General features: G+C 71.7%; 18 protein-coding genes. 9 read left to right on the top strand and 9 right to left on the bottom strand.

Annotated features, from left to right (window positions below):
• Positions 1–48 precede the first annotated feature (48 nt).
• Positions 49–879, bottom strand: a complete 831-nt coding sequence (locus tag Raf01_RS29325) for an NAD(P)H-binding protein (protein ID WP_239134018.1) — start codon at positions 877–879, stop codon at positions 49–51.
• Positions 880–960: 81 nt separating this feature from the next.
• Here Raf01_RS29325 and Raf01_RS29320 point away from each other — a divergent pair, with 81 nt between their 5' ends.
• The 3 genes from Raf01_RS29320 (at position 961) to Raf01_RS29310 (ending at position 2858) form a co-directional block, all read left to right on the top strand.
• Positions 961–1986 (top strand): AraC family transcriptional regulator, encoded by a 1026-nt coding sequence (locus Raf01_RS29320; RefSeq protein WP_239134017.1) that lies wholly within the window; start codon positions 961–963, stop codon positions 1984–1986.
• Between the two features lie 13 nt (positions 1987–1999).
• Positions 2000–2653 (top strand): DinB family protein, encoded by a 654-nt coding sequence (locus tag Raf01_RS29315; protein WP_203921285.1) that lies wholly within the window; start codon positions 2000–2002, stop codon positions 2651–2653.
• Positions 2654–2717: 64 nt separating this feature from the next.
• Complete coding sequence (locus Raf01_RS29310; protein ID WP_203921284.1) at positions 2718–2858, top strand: hypothetical protein; 141 nt, start codon at positions 2718–2720, stop codon at positions 2856–2858.
• Positions 2859–2883: 25 nt separating this feature from the next.
• Here Raf01_RS29310 and Raf01_RS29305 read toward each other — a convergent pair whose 3' ends face one another.
• On the bottom strand, positions 2884–3486 hold the full coding sequence (locus tag Raf01_RS29305) for a TetR/AcrR family transcriptional regulator (protein ID WP_203921283.1): 603 nt from the start codon (positions 3484–3486) through the stop codon (positions 2884–2886).
• 184 nt (positions 3487–3670) lie between these two features.
• On the opposite strand from Raf01_RS29305, the gene Raf01_RS29300 reads away from it, so the two are divergent.
• The 4 genes from Raf01_RS29300 (at position 3671) to Raf01_RS29285 (ending at position 7558) form a co-directional block, all read left to right on the top strand.
• Complete coding sequence (locus tag Raf01_RS29300; protein WP_239134016.1) at positions 3671–4435, top strand: class I SAM-dependent methyltransferase; 765 nt, start codon at positions 3671–3673, stop codon at positions 4433–4435.
• Between the two features lie 119 nt (positions 4436–4554).
• Positions 4555–5493, top strand: coding sequence for an alpha/beta fold hydrolase (locus Raf01_RS29295; protein WP_203921281.1), 939 nt, complete (start codon positions 4555–4557; stop codon positions 5491–5493).
• A 71-nt stretch (positions 5494–5564) separates the two neighbouring features.
• Positions 5565–6197 carry a TetR/AcrR family transcriptional regulator C-terminal domain-containing protein gene (locus Raf01_RS29290; protein ID WP_203921280.1) on the top strand — a complete coding sequence of 211 codons (633 nt, stop codon included), beginning with the start codon at positions 5565–5567 and terminating at the stop codon, positions 6195–6197.
• 110 nt (positions 6198–6307) lie between these two features.
• Positions 6308–7558 carry a hypothetical protein gene (locus Raf01_RS29285; RefSeq protein WP_203921279.1) on the top strand — a complete coding sequence of 417 codons (1251 nt, stop codon included), beginning with the start codon at positions 6308–6310 and terminating at the stop codon, positions 7556–7558.
• 103 nt (positions 7559–7661) lie between these two features.
• On the opposite strand, the gene Raf01_RS29280 is transcribed toward Raf01_RS29285, so the two are convergent.
• The 6 genes from Raf01_RS29280 to Raf01_RS29255 all read right to left on the bottom strand — a co-directional run bounded on the left by Raf01_RS29280 (position 7662) and on the right by Raf01_RS29255 (position 12992).
• Complete coding sequence (locus Raf01_RS29280) at positions 7662–8243, bottom strand: dihydrofolate reductase family protein (protein ID WP_203921278.1); 582 nt, start codon at positions 8241–8243, stop codon at positions 7662–7664.
• A gap of 65 nt (positions 8244–8308) precedes the next feature.
• Complete coding sequence (locus tag Raf01_RS29275; protein ID WP_239134015.1) at positions 8309–9148, bottom strand: helix-turn-helix domain-containing protein; 840 nt, start codon at positions 9146–9148, stop codon at positions 8309–8311.
• A 145-nt stretch (positions 9149–9293) separates the two neighbouring features.
• Entirely contained in the window at positions 9294–10079 is a 786-nt protein-coding gene (locus tag Raf01_RS29270; protein ID WP_203921276.1) for an FkbM family methyltransferase, read from the bottom strand.
• A gap of 294 nt (positions 10080–10373) precedes the next feature.
• Positions 10374–11528 carry a cellulose binding domain-containing protein gene (locus tag Raf01_RS29265; RefSeq protein ID WP_203921275.1) on the bottom strand — a complete coding sequence of 385 codons (1155 nt, stop codon included), beginning with the start codon at positions 11526–11528 and terminating at the stop codon, positions 10374–10376.
• A 142-nt stretch (positions 11529–11670) separates the two neighbouring features.
• Positions 11671–12270, bottom strand: coding sequence for a GNAT family N-acetyltransferase (locus Raf01_RS29260; protein ID WP_203921274.1), 600 nt, complete (start codon positions 12268–12270; stop codon positions 11671–11673).
• A 146-nt stretch (positions 12271–12416) separates the two neighbouring features.
• Entirely contained in the window at positions 12417–12992 is a 576-nt protein-coding gene (locus Raf01_RS29255; RefSeq protein ID WP_203921273.1) for a hypothetical protein, read from the bottom strand.
• A gap of 145 nt (positions 12993–13137) precedes the next feature.
• Between Raf01_RS29255 and Raf01_RS29250 the strand changes: the two genes are divergently transcribed.
• Complete coding sequence (locus Raf01_RS29250) at positions 13138–16320, top strand: AfsR/SARP family transcriptional regulator (RefSeq protein ID WP_203921272.1); 3183 nt, start codon at positions 13138–13140, stop codon at positions 16318–16320.
• A gap of 35 nt (positions 16321–16355) precedes the next feature.
• Positions 16356–17267 (top strand): LysR family transcriptional regulator, encoded by a 912-nt coding sequence (locus Raf01_RS29245; RefSeq protein WP_203921271.1) that lies wholly within the window; start codon positions 16356–16358, stop codon positions 17265–17267.
• A gap of 151 nt (positions 17268–17418) precedes the next feature.
• Here Raf01_RS29245 and Raf01_RS29240 read toward each other — a convergent pair whose 3' ends face one another.
• Entirely contained in the window at positions 17419–18177 is a 759-nt protein-coding gene (locus tag Raf01_RS29240; protein ID WP_203921270.1) for an SDR family oxidoreductase, read from the bottom strand.
• Positions 18178–18629: the final 452 nt, after the last annotated feature.

Raw genomic sequence — 18629 nt, 5'->3', positions numbered from 1 at the left:
CGGTTATCCGGCGTCGACCGGGCCTGACCGGCGGGACCCGGTGCTCGGTCAGTCCCAGTCCCCCGCCGCAGCGGCCCGCGAGACGTAGTCCTCGAACCGCCCGGGCGGCCGGCCAAGCGCCCGCTCCACACCGTCGGCGACCCCGGCGTCCCGGCCGTCGCGGATCGCCGTGAGGACGCCGGTGAGCAGCCGCGCGACGTCGCCTGGGACGCCGGCGGCGACCTGGCGTTCGATGTGTACCTCGGGATCGACGTCGAGGTGGCGAACGTCGCGTCCGGTGGCCTTCGCGATGAGGTCGGCCGCCTCACCGAAGCTGATCGCCCGGGGACCGGTGAGCATGTACACCTGGCTGTTGTGCCGGTCTTCGGTCAGCGCCGAGGCGGCGACCTCGGCGATGTCCTCGGCGTCGACGAACGCGGTGCGGCCGTCGCCGGTGGGCAGGGCCAGAGCGCCGCTGAGAACGCCGGGTCGCCAGGGACCCTCGCTGAAGTTCTGCGCGAACCAGGTCGGCCGCAGGACGGTCCACTCGACACCCGAACCGCGCACCGCCTGTTCGGCCAGCTTGAGCGGATTGCTGTCGTGGTCGGCGCCGCCGGCCGACAGGAGCACCAGCCGCCGTACGCCGGCGGCCACCGCCTCGGTCACGAACCGGGGAATGCGTGCCTCGCGGGCCGTGCTCGCCGCCTGGAGATCGGGCTCGATGAGATAGGCGGCGGTCACGCCGCCGAGGGCGGGTGCCCAGGTGTCCGGGTCGCCCAGGTCGACGGCGATGTCGCCGCTGGTCCGCGCGGCCGTGCGGACAGGTCGGCCGGCGGCTCGCAGGCGCGCGGCGATGCGGCGGCCGGTCTTGCCGGTACCGAGAATCAGGATGTCGTTCACGACGTCCAGGCAACTACAGGTGTCGGAGACGATCCATGGGCGGGCGTCGAGGAAGCATTTGTGATCGTCTACCGTGATGACGTGGACGTCCTCAGCGATCTGTTGCACCGGGCCCGCGCCGGCAACACGCTGGTCAGGCAGTTGATTCAACGACCGCCGTGGTCGATGACGTTCGCTGACGCCCCGCCGCTCACGGTCGTGGCCGCGCTGGGTGGAGAGGCGTCGATCCGGCTCGACGAGGCCGGTTCCGGTCCGGTCCGGCTCCACGGGACCGGTCTCACGCCGGTCCGGCTCGCCGCCGGCGACATCGCTCTGATCAGCAAGACCCGCCGGTACACGATCGCCGACAGCCCGACCACCCCACCTCAGGTCGTGATCCGGCAGGGCGGGAAGTACTACGCAGGCACGGGGGAACAGGTGCCGGCCGGGCACAACCTGGCTCCCCGCACCTACGGCGACGGCCTGCCCGGCGCCACGACCATGCTCCGCGGCGTCTACCTGCTCCGTGGCGGCGTCGGCGACCGGCTGCTGGCCATGCTCCCGCCGTTGGCCGTCGTTCCCGCCGGACCCCGGACCCGGGTGGCGCTGGACCTGCTCACCACCGAGGCCGCCTGTGACGAGCCGGGACAGGACGCGGTTCTCGGGCGGCTGCTGGATCTCGTACTCGTGATGGCATTGCGGGCCTGGTGTGCCGGACCGGACGCGACGCCGCCCGCCTGGTACAGGGCGCTGGCCGATCCCGCTGTCGGCGACGCGCTGCGCCTACTGCACAACGATCCCGCCCGCCGGTGGAGCGTCGCCGAACTCGCCACCGAGACGGGAATGTCCCGGGCGGCATTCGCCGCACGCTTCACCGGCCGGGTCGGCGAGCCGCCACTGACGTACCTCACCGCCTGGCGGATGACCCTCGCGGCCGACCTGCTCGACGACACGGATCACACCGTCGCCGCCGTTGCCCGCGAGGTCGGGTACCGCGACCCCTTCGCGTTCAGCGTCGCCTTCAAGCGCGCACACGGCCTCAGCCCCTCGACCTGGCGCCGCCGGGTCTTCTTCGACGGAACCGAGCCGCCGCGGTCAAAACCGGGCGCTGGCCACGGCGATCGGTAGCATGCTTGCCCGCATGACTGGATCGGATCCGAAAGCCGAACTGCGTTTCTACCTGACCCGGGCCCGCGACGCTCTGCTGTGGAAGCTGGACGGGCTGTCCGAGTACGACATCCGGCGCCCGCTGGTACCGACCGGCACCAATCTGCTCGGGCTCGTCAAGCACGTCGCCAGCGTCGCCTCCTACTACTTCGGCGAGTGTTTCGACCGACCGTTCACCGAGCCGATGCCCTGGCTGGACGACGATGCCGACCCGAACGCCGGAATGTGGGCCACCGCGGAGGAGTCGCGGGACCAGATCGCCGGCCTGTACCGCCGGGTCTGGGTGCACGCCGACACCACGATCGACGCGCTTGCCCTCGACGCCACCGGCGAGGTCCCATGGTGGTCGCCGGAGCGGCGCTACCCGACGCTGCACCGGGTTCTCATCCACATGATCGCCGAGGCCGAGCGGCACGCCGGCCACGCCGACATCGTGCGCGAACTCATCGACGGATCGGTCGGGATCCGGGCCGAGCACTCCAACCTGCCCGACCTCGACGCGGCCCGGTGGTTGGAATACCGCGACCGGGTCGAGCGGGCGGCCCGCTCGCACCTGCCCGACGCTTCTGTGCCCGATCCTTCTGTGCCCGATCCTTCTGTGCCCGACGCTTCCCGGACTGGGGACTAGCCTGGACGCCGCGGTCGGGCGAGGGAGGGTTTCGGATGGCCAAGCTGATCTGTACGGCACAGACGTGCTCGACGGCTACATCGCCGACGAGCACGGCGATTTCGACTGGTCCGCGCCCGACCGGCTCCGCCTGAGCCTTCACTTGCTGGACGAGCGCAGGTTCGGCAACGGCGTCGCATACCTGCGGTACCGGGTCTCGCACTGACCGCTCAACTTCCGCGGGGCGCCGGTCAGAGCAGCCGCCGTTGCAGGACGTCGGCGAGCACCGTTCTCACGAACCGGTTGACGGTTGCCGTGGTCGGTGGGTCGGGATCTCGGTCGGCGAACAGGAGATGCCCGCCACCGACCAGGGACAGCGTGAGTGAGTCGAGGTCCGCGTCGGCCGCGATGCGGCCCAGTTCACGCTCGTCGGCCAGGTATCCCGAGACCGCGGTCGTGGCCTGAGCGAGGATCGCGATCCCTCCCCCGGGCGTGACCTGCCGCAGCCGTGCGCGCAGCTCGTCCCGGAAGGTGATGAGCGGGATGATCGCCACCGGTACCGGTCCGAACAAGGTGGTCAGCGCGCCGGTGAGGTTGTCGGCGACCGCGCCGGTGCCGGCCGACTCGCGCAGCGCACTCGCCTGTGCCTCCAGCTGCCCGGCCCGGTCGAGCACGAGCTCGGTGAGGAAGGCGTCGAAGTCGGTGAAGTGCCGGTGCATGACGCCCTTGGCGCAGCCCGCCTCGTCGGTGACGGCCCGGCTCGTCAGCCCGCCCGGCCCATCGCGCAGCAGCACGCGCTCGGCAGCGTCGAACAGCTGCTGCCGCGCATCGCGCAAATGCACCCCGGTCGGCACTCGCAGATCCTATCGACATGCCAACCGGCCGGCACCGATTGCCTAGTGGGCATACGCCCACTAGGGTGGGCGCATGCCCACTCTGCCACCGGAACAACCGACACGGTCCCCCGCGGCCTCCCCCGCGACCTCCCCTGCGGTGCCCCCCGCGGCCACCCCCGCGGCACTGCACCATGCCCGGCGGATGGCAGAGTCGTTCGGTACCGACGCGCAGCGCTACGACCAGGCCCGGCCCGGCTACCCCGATGCCCTGGTGGCGCGGATCGTCGCCGGAAGCCCGGGGCCGGACGTGCTCGACGTGGGGTGCGGCACCGGCATCGCGGCCCGCCAGTTCCAGGCCGGCGGCTGCGCGGTGCTCGGCGTCGAGCCGGATGCGCGAATGGCCGACTTCGCGCGAGCCCGCGGCCTGCGGGTCGAGGTGGGGACGTTCGAAGCCTGGGAGCCGGCCGGCCGGATGTTCGACGCGGTGACCGCCGCGCAGTCGTGGCACTGGGTCGATCCGGTCGGCGGCGCGGCCAAGGCGGCCCAGGTGCTGCGCCCGGCCGGGCGGCTGGCGATCTTCGGGCACGTGTTCGAGCCGCCCGCCGAGGTGGCCGAGCCGTTCGCCGCCGCCTTCCGGAAGGCGGTGCCGGACTCACCGTTCAGCAAGCTGCCGGCACGGCGCCCCCTGGAGACGTACCAGGCGGGGTACGCGAAGGTCGCCGACACGATCCGGGAGACGAACCAGTTCACCGAACCCGAACAGTGGCGATTCGACTGGGAGCGGTCCTACACCCGCGATGAGTGGCTGGCTCTGCTCCCCACCACCGGCGGCCTCACCCAGCTGCCGGCCGACAAGACGGCCGCCATCCTCGATGCGGTCGGCACCGCCATCGACGCGCTGGGCGGGCACTTCACGATGCGGTACACCACCCTCGCGACCACCGCCGTACGCATCCGCGCCGCCTGACCCCTCTATCGCCGCCCCTTCCGTCCCCGCTTCCCGCGCGTTGTCTACGGTGTAGATATCCGCTACGGTGTAGACGGAAGCTACACCGTAGACAGACCTTGATCTGAGGGGTTGGCGGAATGGCCTCGGAGTATGTGACGGTCCCGGGCGCGCGGCTCTACACCGAGCGGACCGGCGACGGCCCGTCGCTGCTGCTCATTTCCGGCGGCGGTGGCGACGCGGGCATGTACGAAGAAGTCGTTCCGTTGCTCGCCGAGCGCTACACGGTGCTCATCTACGACCGGCGCGGCAACTCGCGCAGCCGGTTCACCGACCCCGACGCCGCGATCGACATCGCCACGCAGGCCGGTGACGCCATCGCCGTCCTCGACCACTACGGAGTGGACAGGGCATACCTGTTCGGCGGAAGCGGCGGCGCGGTCATCGCGCTCGAGGTGTTGGCCCGTCACGCCGATCGACTCATCGGCATGGTGGCGCACGAACCGCCGTTGGTCTCGATCCTGCCGCCCGACAGCCCGGAGCGGCGCGACCTTGCCGAGATCGGCCGGCTCGCGCGGGAGAAGAGCCCGATGCGGGCGTACGCGGCATTTGGCGCGATGATTCTCAAGGATCCGCCGTGGCTGTTCCGGTCCCCCGTCGGGCAGACCCTGGTCGCCGCCGCCTCCCGGATCGCCCTGCCGGTCGGCGCGGCCGTGCGCCGGGTCACCGGCGGCGAGCCGAGTTCGATGACGCGGCAGCTGGGCAACGCCGACCTGCTGCTGCGGCGCGAACTGCCACTCATCGGCCTGGCCTACCGGCCCGATCTGCGCGCGCTGCGCGACGTCGACGTCCCGTGGCTGCTGGCGACCGGCCGGGACAGCGTCGGCAAGCCGTACCACCGGCCGGCACACGTGCTCGCCGAGCAACTCGGCGTACGGTGCGAAGAGTTCCCGGGCGGACACACCGTCTACATTGAACAGCCGCGCGAGTTCACCGAAATCCTGGTGACGATTCTCGAAGGGTTCCCCGGTCCGGCTCCGCACGTCTCGCGCCCCGGCGCGACCCGGACCAGCCAGTGAGCGATCCCCCGATGCCATCGCCTCCCGTGCCATCGCCTCCCGTGCCACCGCCTCCCGTGCCACCGCCTCCCGTGCCACCGCTCCCCCTGCCGTCGCCCCCGACGCGCCGGACGCTCAACCGCGAATACCTGGCCACCGCCGCACTCGCGCTGATCGACGCCGAAGGTCTGCGCAAGTTCTCGATGCGCCGCCTCGGCGCCGTTCTGGGCGTCGACCCGATGGCCGCCTACCGCCACTTCGAGGACCAGGAGGCGCTGTTCGACGGGATCGCCGAGGCGCTGTTCGACGAACTGGACGTGGACTCGCTGCCGTGGGAGGCGCCGTGGCGCGAACTGGCCACGCAGTACTGCCGCCGGCTGCGCGAGGTGTTGCTGCGGCACCCGCACGCGGTCTCGGTGTTCGCCACCCGGCCGGTGCGGTCGCCGGCGTCGATCGAGATGGGCGTGCACGCGGTGGCCAAACTGCGGGACGCCGGAATACCACCGGCCACCGCGCTGCGTGTGCTGCGCTGCGTGCGGGAGTTCACCGTCGGGCACGCGCTCAGCGTGTCGACCCTTGCCTTGGGGGTGCAGCGGCGCAGCAAGAAACCCGAGAAGGGCAGCCCGCGATACAACCTGTTGGCGCAGGCCGCGGACGAGACCGCACCGGATGACCACTTCGAGACGGGCCTGCAGGCCATGCTGCGCGGTTTCGAGCAGCCCTGACGCGAAACGCCGGCCTCCGGCGCTCTTTCCGGTCGGCCCGGGGCGGCCACGCCGCGAGGCGCTACCCTCCACATCGGACTGTCCGATCGGCGGATGCGGGGAAAGCGGTGATGGCTGGCGAGCGCGGCGATGTGGCGGCCCGCGCGGCGGAACTGGTCGACGGGCTCGGCAGCCCGGACGCGGGAGTCCGTCGTGATGCGGCCCGGCGCAGCCGCGAACTGGTCCGGTGCTGGCGAGGCCCCTACGGGCCGCTGATCGCGACGCTCGGCGACCGCCTCGACGACCGGGACGCGGCGGTGCGGTCCGAGGCGGCCTGCGCGTTCGAGCGGATGTACTCCGTCGCCGGGCCGGCGGCGGATGCCCTCGCCGAGCGGGTCGCCTCCGAGGTGGACCTCTGGGACGGCGCCGGCCCGGCTCACCGCGACACCGACCGGCGCCGGATGGCGGCGGCGCTGGCTCGCCTGGGCGACCGGCGGGCGGTACCGATGCTGGCGGCGAACATCGACCGCCACCCGCGGCTCGCGGTGACCGTGGTGCTGTCGCTCGGCTGGTTCCGCGATCACGTCGACGACTTCGTACCGCGACTCCGCGGACGGTTGGCGCACGCGACACCGGCGCTGTCCATGCACCGGGGCGAGGCTCTCCTGGCTGTCGTCGGGCTTCGCCGGATCGGCGGCGTCGAGGCGTTACCCGAGTTGCTGGACCTGCTGCCGGCCGCCGTGGCCCGGCAGGACCGGACGCTGGCTCGGGAGGTACTGCGCACACTGGCGACGTTCGGTCCGGTGGCCGGGATCGCGGAGGTCCACCCGTACCTGTCGTCGCCCGACCCTCTGATCGCCGTTCACGCGGCACAGGTCCTGTCCGCCTTACCGGCAACCGTGGACACCGTGCTGCCGGTCCTCCTCCCGCTCCTGAGTGTGGATTTCGTGGACGGACAGGACCTGGCGTTCGCCGCGCTGCGGCGCCTGGGCCCGGCGGCCGTGGATGCCTCCGATCGCCTGCGCACGCTGCTCCATGACGGACGCGAACTCCTCGACTGGACGACCGGCGGGCACGCGATCGCGCTGTGGCGGCTCGCCGTCGACAGTGCCGTCGCGCTCTGGCACGTCACCGGGGACACCGACGCGGTGCTGCCCACCCTCGTCGAGGCATGGCCGGGCAATCCGCACCGGCGCACCGACATCGTCGACTGTCTGGCAGACCTCGGTCCAGCCGCGGCGCCGGCCCTGCCGCTTGTGGAGACCGAGGTCGCCGCCGCGCAACGGTACTGGACCGGGGAGGTTCCCGTTCCCACCGACCTCGTCGAGCGCGACGAGACCCTTGTGCGCAAGTGCCGCGCGGTCCTCGCCGCCTGCTGTTAAGGATGCGCGGCAGCCGCGGCGAGGGTCGAGTTCGACACCGAGTCCGTGGTGCTCGCCCGGATGCAGATACCCGTGAGCCCTGACACGTACCCGCTCAGATCGGTCAACGGCGCACCCGATAGCGCAGGTGAAGCACCCGGTTGCCCTGAATCACCACGTCAGGATCCTCCAACAGGTGCTGCGCGTGGACCGACCCGAAGTAGCGCTTGCCGGACCCGAACACGACGGGTACGACGTCCATGCGCACCTCGTCGATCAGGCCCGCGGCAAGCACCTGGCCACCGACGTCGCCAGCGGCGACCTCGACGATGCGGTCACCCGCAAGCTCCTGCGCCTTGGCCACGGCTGCCTCGACGCCGTCGACGAAGTGAAACGGCGCCTCGGGGTCCCAGCCCTCGGGCGCCGGCCGGTGCGTCACGACGACCACGTGGTCGACCCCGCCCGGAGGCTTCCCGTCCCAGCCGTCCGTCATGTCGAAGACGTGGCGGCCGACGATTGTCGCCCCGATCTGGTCCCAGTACGGCCGGGTGTAGTCGTAGGACGTCTGCGACACCTTCAACACGCCGCTCTCGTCCAACGGGACGTCACCGCTGGACAACCAGTCGAACAGCGGTCCGGGCTGGTCCGTCTCGTCCGCGACGAAGCCGTCCACCGACACCGAGCTGTACATGACCACCTTGCCCACGGGGCTCTCCTCTGCTTTGGGTTCCCCCAAGTTAGCGTGTCGTGAGCTGCCGCTCTTGTAAGAAATCAATCGGCCGGCAGCGGCCAGCCGTCCATCACGTGGCCGGGATGTTCGCGCAGGAACCGCCGCCGGACTTCGACATACCGGGTCGGCGTGAGCCCGGTGAACGCTCGGAACTCGTGGCCGAAGTGGGCCTGGTCGAAGTAGCCTGCGCCACCGGCGAGGTCGCCCCAGTCGATCGGCCCGGCGGGGTCGATCGCGAACACGGTGGCGGCGAAGCGGTAGGTGCGGGCCAGCCGCTTCGGCGTGACGCCGATGAGCTCCTTGAACCGCTGCGCCAGATGAGTGCTGCTGACACCGGCCGCCACGCTCAGGTCGCCGATCGCCACCGCCCCGCTGGACGCCGCGATGACGCTGCTCGTATGGCCGACCAGCCCCAGGCCGGCGGTCTCGCACAGCCGTCGCATGAGCTCCTCCTCGAGCAGCGTCAGCATCTCGTGCGGTCCGTCCGCCGTGGCCAGCCGGTCTCGCAGCTCAGCAATGGCGGCCCGGCCCCAAACCTGCTCTACCGTTACCGGCCGGTCACACAGCTCGGCCGCGGGCATCGGCAGGAACGGCGCCAGCCCCCACGGCTTGACGTGCACGCCGACGGACCGGGTCCGGAGTGGATAGCCGAACTCCAACGCGCGGGTGGGCGTGGTGACCACGCAGCCGTCGGCGTACTCGGCCGTCTCGATGTCGGTGCCGCCGCGGATGCGGAACGGCGCCCCGAGGTTGACGATGAGCAACGCCGCCGGCATCGGCGGCAGCGTCAGCCGGGCGTACGGCGGCGCACCCTCCAGGTAGTAGAGGTCGTCGATCAGCCCGTCCAGCGGCGGTCGCGGCACTCTGGACACGTACTCCACGCCCACAGCATCGCCGACGCCCCGCCGGCATCGCGCGCCGGGATGGTCCAGCCGCGCTGCCGGCAGCATCGAGCCGGCGCCGATCCCGGACGCCTCGCCTGCGCGGCTGTCAGCGGCGCAACAGCCGTCAGTGGCACAACAGCCGTCAGTGGCGCAGCGGTTGGGAGAGGCAGTAGACGTCGCCGGAGTTGGTTTCGTGCGGCAGCGCGCGCAGGTGGGCCGCCATGTCGTCGGCGCGGAGCCAGCCCGGCAGCGCCAGCGACATCTCATCGCGCAGCGCCAGGTTGAATTCGGAGAACCCGAGCGCGCCGAGGCGGTCGAGGCACCGTTGCGGAAGCAGGCGCTCGATCGTGGTGAACTCGAAGGACAGCGCGGGCAGTGCGTGGTGCAGCCCGGCCAGCACGGCGTCTTCGTAGCCCTCGACATCGATCTTCGCGAAGGCGGGCACGCCATGGATGTCGATCAGCGCGTTGAGGGTGGTGGACGCCACCGTCGCGGTCGTGTCCCAGATCTCGCCCTCCCAGCCCGGCGCCCCGTGTGCCGAGTCCGGAAACCGGGAGGAGGCGGTGGAGACGGTGGGGTTGGCGGAATTGATGTGCAGCCGGACCGTCCCGGTGTCGGCCCCGCAGGCCGCCTCGACCAGCGTGACCCGGTCGTCCTCCAAGAAGATCGACCGGAGGGCCCGTACGCACAGCGGCTGCGGCTCGACGGCCACCACCCGGGCCCCGAGGCGGCAGAAGCTGGCGACCCGGTCGCCGATGTGCGCCCCGATGTCGAAGACGAGATCTCCGGGCCGGATGAACTGCGCGTAGAACTCGTCCATCGCCGCGTCCCGCTCGGGGTGGCCGTAGTAGGAGTCCAGGGAGCGGCGGAGGGCAGCCATCGCCGGATCGTCCCTTAATGCGTCAATTACGGCGATATGCGGGCCCATGCGCAGACCCTAGCCCCGGCGATCTCACGCGGTCGCCGCCTCCGGCGAACCGTCCCCGGAAGAACGACTCCCGCGGAGACCCTTCCGGGCGTTAGCTGACCGAGTTCGGCAGCGGCGGCAGCCGGTTGCTGGACACTGAAACTGACTGCCCGCCGCCCGTGGGGGTGACCCATTTCCGCCCGCTCGGCGACCAGCCGTCGCGGGCCCGCCGTCCGCCAGCCGTGCCGCCGGCATCAGCGGGCCGGCGCGATCAGCGAGCCGGCGCGATCAGCGAGCCCCGACCCGGCTGGCGGATCAGCGGGTGGTGCAGAGGTTGCCGCCGAGCCGGAAGATCGTGGGCGCGGCGTTGCTGCTGTGCCAGGTGCCGGTGAGCCGTACCGTCACGCTGCTGTTCGGTGGGAAGATGCCGTTCTGACTGGTGTTGCGCAGCGTCGCGTCCGCGCCGGACTGGAAGAACGTGGCGTTGTGCGCGAAGGTGATCCGCTGGTCGCCAGCGAACGTGAAGTCGAGCGTCCAGGCGCTGAGTGCCGCGGTCCCGGTGTACCTGATGGTCACGTCCGCGATGAACCCGTGCGGCCACTGCGACACGTTCGCGTACGTCACGGCGCAGAAGCTGCCGGGCGTCGGTCGGGCCGATGGGCTGGGGCTGTACCCGCCGCCGGACAACGGCACCAGGTTGGACGCCACCGACACATTGCCGGCCGAGTCGATCGCCCGTACGTAGAACTTCCAACCGGTACCCGAGGGCGGGAACGTCGCCGTCGGCGGCACCGTGTACGAGGTACCCGTGACGGTGGCCATCAGTCCCCCGCTGTAAAAGCCGTCGTACCGGTACACCTGGTAGCCGGTCACGCCCACGTTGTCGGTCGACGGCTGCCAGCTCAACGTGTTGGCGACGAGGGTCAGGTTCGTCGGTGCGCTCGGCGGGACGTTGTCACCCTCATCCGAGACCGGGGTCGTCAGGGTGACGACGTTCGACGGCGCCGAGTTGTGCCCGAGGCTGTCGGTCGCGTCGACGGTGATCGAATACTGCGCACCGGGTTGGAGACCGTCCAGGACGCCGGTGGTGACGTTCCCGACCGCCGCGCCCGGGCCGGCGGGGACGTCGGTGAACGGCCGCGTGCTGGTGATCCCGTACCCGGTGATCGCGCAGCAGCCGGCGGTCGAGGCGGTCCAGGTCAGGGTGGCCGAGTGCGTGGTGACTTCGGTGGCGACCAGGTTGGTCGGCGCCGACGGCGGGAACGGCGACGTGCCCGGGGTGGTGGGCGGGACGGTTCCCGTGGCCGAACCGGGAGGCGTCACGGCGACGCCGGCCATGGGTACGGTTCCGGCACTCGCACTTCCGACAGCGATCAGGGCCGCCCCGACCACGGCGGCGGCGAGGACGATCGCGGCGACGAGCCTCGGCCGGTCGCGGCGGGGCGTGGTGGCGGAATCAGTGGTCGGCATGCCACAACGATGCGGGAGACATCGATGTTCGTCAAGATGCTGCCGGGAGATCGTCCTGCTCAGCGTCCGTGTTCAGCGTCCGTGCCCGGCGTCCCCGCGCTCAACGTCCCGCGCTCAACGTCCCGCGCTCAACGTCCCGTGCTCAGCGCCCCTGCTCGGCGTCGCGGTGCGCCGGCCACTCCTCCGCGAGCATGGCGAAGTCGATCTCAGTGCTCCACTCGCCCTTGAACATCTCGTTGTGGACCAGGCGAGCCTCCTGCCGCATGCCGAGCCGGCGGGCCAGCTTCGCCGAAGCATCGTTGCGCTCATCTATCCGGGCGACGATGCGGTGCAGACCCAGGCCGTCGAAGCCCAGTCGCAGCATCTCGCGCGCCGCCTCGGTGGCGTACCCGTGCCCGGCGAAGTCGGGATTCAGCACGTACCCGATCTCTCCGCCGCGGTGCTCGCGGCTGCGCCAGAACAGCACCACGTCGCCGACGAGCTCACCGGTCCGGGCAAGCTCGGCGCCGAGGGTCAACGCCTGCCCTTCGTCGGTGAGCGTGGTGGTGGCCCACCCCGCCGCGAGCCGATCGTCGATCACCCGGCGGTCCATCGGCTCGAACGGAACGTAGCGGCAGACGTCGGGTCGGCCCCGGTATGTCAGCAGCGCGTCGACGTCGCCGATGGCCAACGGGCGCAGCAGCAGACGCTCGGTCCGGATCGGGTACTCGGGACGCAATTCGGTCGGCACGTGATTCGGCATCCGACCATGCTGCCAGGCTCGGGCGTCGCGGTGCCCAGGATTTTCGTGGAGCTGCCGCCGGCTCGCCCTCCTGACAGTGAGCCCGGCGGAGCGGCACCGGGGCGGCGCGGGATGCGCGCCGCCCCGGTACGTCGCGAGCTGACCGTTTACGACCAGGCGATGGAGCTGACCTCGTCGTTGAGGAAGTACAGGTCTCCCCAACTGGCCCACCAGCCGAGCGACGAGCCCTGCCGGTAGATGTCGAGGTAGTGCATCGCGTCGCAGTTCGCGTACGTGCGGAACGACTCGATCTCGTCGTTCCATCCGCTGGGCAGGACGTCCACCCAGTAGTCGACGTCGTTCAGTGTGGTCGTGCAGCCGGCCGGCGCCGAGTAGATCAGTGAGCTGCCCTCGTAGTCGTCGTCCGCGTACTCGATGCCGATGACGATGGAGGCCGCGGGCGCCACAGCGCCCGTCCGCGCGCTGAGAGCGTTGAGCCGGGCCTCGAAGGCCGGGTTCTTGACGGCCGCCCTCGCGTCCCCGGGAGCGTCGGCGATCCGGCCACCGGTGGCCTTGGCGATGGCCGTCGTGAAGCTGCCGTAGCAGACCGGTGCGGCGTGGGTGGACACGTCGGCGACGCAGTGCCGAGGTGCCGCGGGTGCCGCCTGCGCCTGCGCCGGTACGGCGGCGAGCGCCAGCCCGGCGGCCACGACGGTGGCGGCGGCCAGAGTGTGGAGTCGCATTCCTGTCTCCGATCGATATTCGGCTGAACCGGTTGGTCCAGCACCTCTACCGTGGATCCGCGACCTTTCCGTGACCGTGTGGCCGCCTTGTGGCCGGCCGCAAGCCGATACGTCCGCTACAGACGAACCATTCCGGAAGCAGGGCATGGAGCTGCGACTGTTCGGCGAGGTGCAACTGCGGGCCGCGGGCCGGCCGTTGGAGGTGGGCACGCCGCGGCAGCGGGCGGTGCTGGCCGCCCTGGCCGTGGACGCGCCGCGCCCGGTGTCGGTGGACGCGTTGGTTCACCGGCTGTGGGGCGAGGCGGCGCCGGCCGAGGCTCGCAACGTCGTGTACTCACATCTCAGCCGCGTCCGGCGGCTGCTCGCCACAGTGGTGCACTCGGACGGCGCGGTGCACTCGGACGGCACGGTGCCCGCGAGGATCACCCGCCGGCCGGCCGGGTACGTGCTCGACATCGAGCCGGACCGGGTCGACCTGTGCCGGTTCCGGCGGCTGGCCGGGCACGGGCAGGCCGCGACGCTGACCGATGACGAGCGGGCCGGCGTCCTGCGCGAGGCGCTGGGGCTGTGGCGGGGTGCGCCGCTGGAGGGGCTGTCCGGCGAGTGGGTCGAGCAGGTCCGCGCCAGCCTGAGCCAGCAGCGGCTGGAGCTGACGATCCGGTGGGCGGCCACCGAGCTGCGGTTGGGGCGCTTCGGCGCGGTGACGGCCGCGCTGCCGGAGCTGATCGACGAGTACCCGCTGGTCGAACCGCTGGAATCGCTGCTGATGCGGGCGCTGCACGCGGACGGCCGGCAGGCGGAGGCCATCGACCGGTACGCCGCGGTGCGGCGGCGACTGGCGGACGAGCTGGGTACCGACCCCGGTGAGGACCTTCGCGAGCTGCACCAGGCGTTGCTCCGGGGCCAGCTGCCCCGGCCACGCCCTGCCGAACCGGCCCCCGCCGCGCCGGTGGCGGCCCCGCGCGCACCGTCACGGCCAACGACGATCAAGCCGGCGACGATCAAGCCGGCGACGATCAAGCCGGCGGCGATCGAGCCGACAGCGGGCGAGCCAGCGACGATCGAGCCGACAGCAGACGAGGCGACAGCGATCGAGTTGGCAGCGATCGAGTTGGCAGCGGGCGAGCCGGTCCGGTCAACGACGGGCGAGGCGGCGCCGATCCACCAGGCACCGACCCACCAGGCACCGGCCCAGCAGGCACCGACCCACCAGACGCCGAACAACCAGACGCGAAACCACGACGCGCCGACCCACCGGGCGCCCACCCACCCGGCGCCGACCCACCCGATGCCGACCCACGACGCGCCGACCCACCCGATGCCGGCCCAGTTGCCGCCGGAACTGGCTGGTTTCACCGGGCGCGGCGCCGAGTTGCGGCGGCTCGACGACCTGCTCGCCGACGCCTCGACCGGCGGAGCCGCGATCCTGGCCATCGACGGCACCACCGGCATCGGCAAGACCGTCCTGGCCGTGCACTGGGCGCACCGGATCGCCGCCCGTTTTCCCGACGGCCAGTTGTACGTCAACCTGCGTGGCTTCGACCCCACCGCGACGCCGGTCGCGCCGTCCGAGGCGGTGCGCGGCTTCCTCGATGCTCTGGGAGTACCACCGCAGCGGATGCCGTTGGACCTGGAGACGCAGGCCGGCAGGTACCGCAGCCTGCTCTCCGGCCGCAGGGTCCTGGTACTGCTCGACAACGCCCGGGACGCCGAGCAGGTCCGCCCGCTGCTGCCCGGGGCACCCGGTTGCCTGGTCGTGGTGACCACCCGCCAGCAACCCACCGGTCTGGTCATCGCCGAGGGCGCGCGCCCGCTCACCCTGGGCCTGATGTCCCCCGCCGAGGCCCGCGAGCTGCTCGCGCGACGGATCGGCGCGGACCGGGTGGCCGCCGAGCCGGTGAGCGTCGACGAGATCGTCGCGTCCTGTGCCGGGTTGCCGCTCGCCCTGGCCATCGTGGCCGCACGCGCCGCCGTACACCCGCAGTTCAGCCTCGCCGCGCTCGCCGGGGAACTGCGCCAGGCCCGGGGCGGGTTGGACGCGTTCGCAGGCGAGGGCGATCGGGCGACCGACGCGCGGGCGGCGTTCTCCTGGTCCTACCGGCAACTGCGGCCCGGTACCGCGCGGCTGTTCCGGCTGATGGGGCTCCACCCGGGGCCGGACATCGCGGCGCGGGCGGCGGCCAGCCTCGCCGGCACCTCGCCCGGCCAGGCACGCCGCGACCTCGCCGAGCTGGCGGCGGCCCACCTGGTCGCTGAGCACGTACCGGGCCGGTACGCGCGGCACGACCTGCTCCGGGCGTACGCGTCGGAGCTGGCCGCCACGCACGACCCGCAGCCCGACCGGCAGGCGGCGCTGCGCCGGATTTTGGACTGCTACCTGCACACCGCACACCGCGCCGCCGCGCTGCTGAACCAGCACCGTCACCCGATCGCGTTGACCGCCGCCGCGCCCTCGGTGAGCCTGGACGAGCTGACCAGCGCGCGACAGGCGTCAGCGTGGCTGGAGACGGAGTACGCGAACCTCCTGGCCGGAATCCGGCTGGCAGCCACGGCCGGGCTCAGCACCCACGCGTGGCAGCTGGCCTGGACCCTCACCACATTCTTCGACCGGCGTGGGCGGTGGCACGACTGGGTCGCCGCGCAGCGGACTGCCCTGGACGCGGTACGGGGCCACTGCGATGTTCTGGGACAGGCGCATGCCCACCGTGGCTTGGCCCTGGCGTACTTCCGCCTGGGTAGGCACGACGACGCCCGCGACCATGACGAACAGGCCCTGGCCCTGTTCGGCGACCTCGACGACCAGGTCGGCCGGGCGCACACGCACCTGCATCTGGCCTGGGTGCACGAGCGGTACGGCGACCACCAGCGGGCGCTGGAGCACGCCCGGCAGTCCCTCGCGCTGCACCGCACGACCGGTGATCGGCCCGGCCAGGCCAACGCGCTCAACGCGCTCGGCTGGTTCCACACCCGGCGGGGCGACCACCAATCGGCGCTCGCCTACTGCCAGCAGGCCCTGGAGCTGTTCCGGTCGCTCGACAACCGCATCGGGCAGGCCGCCACCTGGGACAGCCTCGGCCTCGCCCGCCACCACCTCGGGCAACATGCCCAGTCGGACACCTGCTACCAACGGGCACTGGAGCTGTTCCGCGAGGCGGCCGACCGCTACAACGAGGCGAGAACGCTGATCAACCTGGGCGAGTCATACCAGGCGGCGAACTCACCCGAGGCCGCCGACCAGACCTGGCGCCAGGCACTGGACATCCTGGAGCAGTTGGGCCACCCGGACGCCGCCGAGCTGCGCGACAGGCTCCACGCCCCGGCGCCGTAGCACACCGCGTTGACCTCCTCCAGTAGCTTGTGGCCATGATCGACCTAGAGATCCGGCATCTGCGCTCATTCCTCGCGGTGGCCGAAGAGCGGAGCATCACCCGCGCGGCCGTCCGGTTGAACCTCACGCAGCAGGCGGTCTCCGGCCATCTGCAACACCTGGAACGGACGCTTGGGACGACGCTGATGGTGCGTACCTCCCGGGGTGTGTCGCTCAACCAGGCCGGCCACGAACTGGCGACCGGCGCGAAGGCGGCGGTGGATGACCTCGACGCGCTCACCCGGCGGGTGGCGGCCGTCGCGGCCGGCCGGACCGGCCGGCTGCGGCTGGTGTGCAAGCCGCACGCGACGGCCGAGTTCGCCGTGGAGGTCGCCGAGGCGATGGAGAGCGCCGTCCCGGATGTGGAGATCGAGCTGGTCACCGTCTCGACCCTGCCGGAAGAGTTGCGATTGCTGTCCGAGGGCGAGGCCGACGCCGCGTTCCTCTGGCTGCCGACGGGTGATGACGGACTGCGGTACGCGGAGGTACGCACCGACCCGCGGATGGTCGCGCTCCCCGAGGGACACCCGCTGGCGGACCGACCCTGGGTGACGCTCGCCGACCTGGCCGACGAGCCGGTGATCGTGCCGCAGGTCGTCGCGTCCGAGGCGGTGCTGCGCCACTGGCTGTGCGAACCCCGCCCGGACGGGCGTCCCGCGCTGCGCGGTCCGGCAACCCAGCGGATCGAGGACAGGCTGATGCTCGTCGCCCGGGGCCGCGGCGTGTGGCTGGCACCGGAGCCGCTGAGCCGGTACTTCCCCACGCGACGCATCCGGTGGCTGCCGGTACGGGATGCCGCCCCCTCGGAACTGGCCCTGGTCTGGACCAGCCGGGCGCCCGAGGCGATCGTCGCCCGGCTGGTCACCGAGGTGCGGCGACTCACCGGGTGGACGCGGCCCGGCCGGTGAGCCCCCGTTCCGCTCAGAGCACCGGACCAGGTCAGAACCTGGCGCCGCCCAAAGCGCCGCCCGGCCCAAACGCCAGTCGGGTCAGAGCACCGAGCCGGGTCAGAACCTGGCGCCGCTCAAAACACCGAGCCGGGTCAGAACCTGGCGCCGGTCAGAACATGGCGCCGTTCGCGCGCACGGTCTGACCGGAGACCCAACCCGCCGCGTCGCTGATCAGGAAGCCGACGACCGGGACAACGTCGTCCGGCACTCCGAGCCGACCCCGCGGGCTGTGATGGGTGGCTGCCTGGATGGATTCCGGGGTCTCGGCGGCCCGGTAGAACGAGTCGTCGACCGGGCCGGGGGCGACCGCGTTCACCGTGATCCCGCGCGCCCCCAGTTCCTTCGCGGCCGCCAGTACCATCCGCTCCACGGCCGCCTTCGAGCCGGAGTACAGCCCGTACGGGCCGGTCATGACGGCGGTGAGGGTGGTGGACAGCACAACGTACCGGCCGTTGTCGGCCAGGTGCCGAGCGGCGGCCCGGAGCGTGTTGAACGCACTGCGGGTGTTGAGGTCGATCACGTGGTCGAAGTCGTCGTCCGTCATGTCGACGAGCGGCTTCTTCACGACCGCGCCGGGGGTGTGCACCACGATGTCCAACCGCCCGTACTCGGCGACCACCTGCTCGAACAGGGCGTCGATCTCGGCGGATCGGCGGGCGTCGGAACGCACCGCCGCCGCGGCGACGCCGTGCTCCTCGATCGCCACCAGGGTCTGCTTGGCCGCCGCGCTGTCGTTCGCATAGCTGATCACCGTGGTGGCGCCGCGTGCGGCGATGTCCCTGGCAAACGCCGCACCCTGATTGCGGCTGCCCCCCACCACCAGGGCGACCTTACCCACCAGATCACGTGGCTGGACCGCAGCAGTCATCCGATTTCCTTCCACCCGTACGAGAAGATCAAGGTGATTCTGTACGGATCCGGCGGCGCGCGGAAACAACGAATCGCTGGGCCTGCCACAAGCCCACGTTGTGCCCCGGGCCAGGCTCTCAGCTCGGTTCCCCGTAGCACTCCGGCTCCGGCGGCACGTCTTTCCCGTGGCACGGGCCTTTCAGGTGGCACGGGCCTGTCCCGTGGCGCGGGCCTTGTCCCGTGGCGCGGGCCCCTCCTGTGGCACGGCCCTATCGCGTGGCACGCCCCTGTCCCGTGGCCACGATTGCCGGGTCACTGTGACGGTCCGGTGGTTGCTATTCGCGTCGGTGGTAGTTGTTCCGGCGGGGTTGCTGCTCCGCGTCGATATACGGGGGCGGGACGAACTCGGGTAGGCCGTCGGCGGCGATCCTGACCTGCCAGTGGCCCTGATGAATCACGCGGTGATGGTAT

Source organism: Rugosimonospora africana (genome assembly GCF_016862975.1).
Classification (GTDB): Bacteria; Actinomycetota; Actinomycetes; order Mycobacteriales; family Micromonosporaceae; genus Rugosimonospora; species Rugosimonospora africana.
Note: the sequence above shows the minus strand (reverse complement) of the source record. Positions and strands in the feature narration are given on the sequence as shown.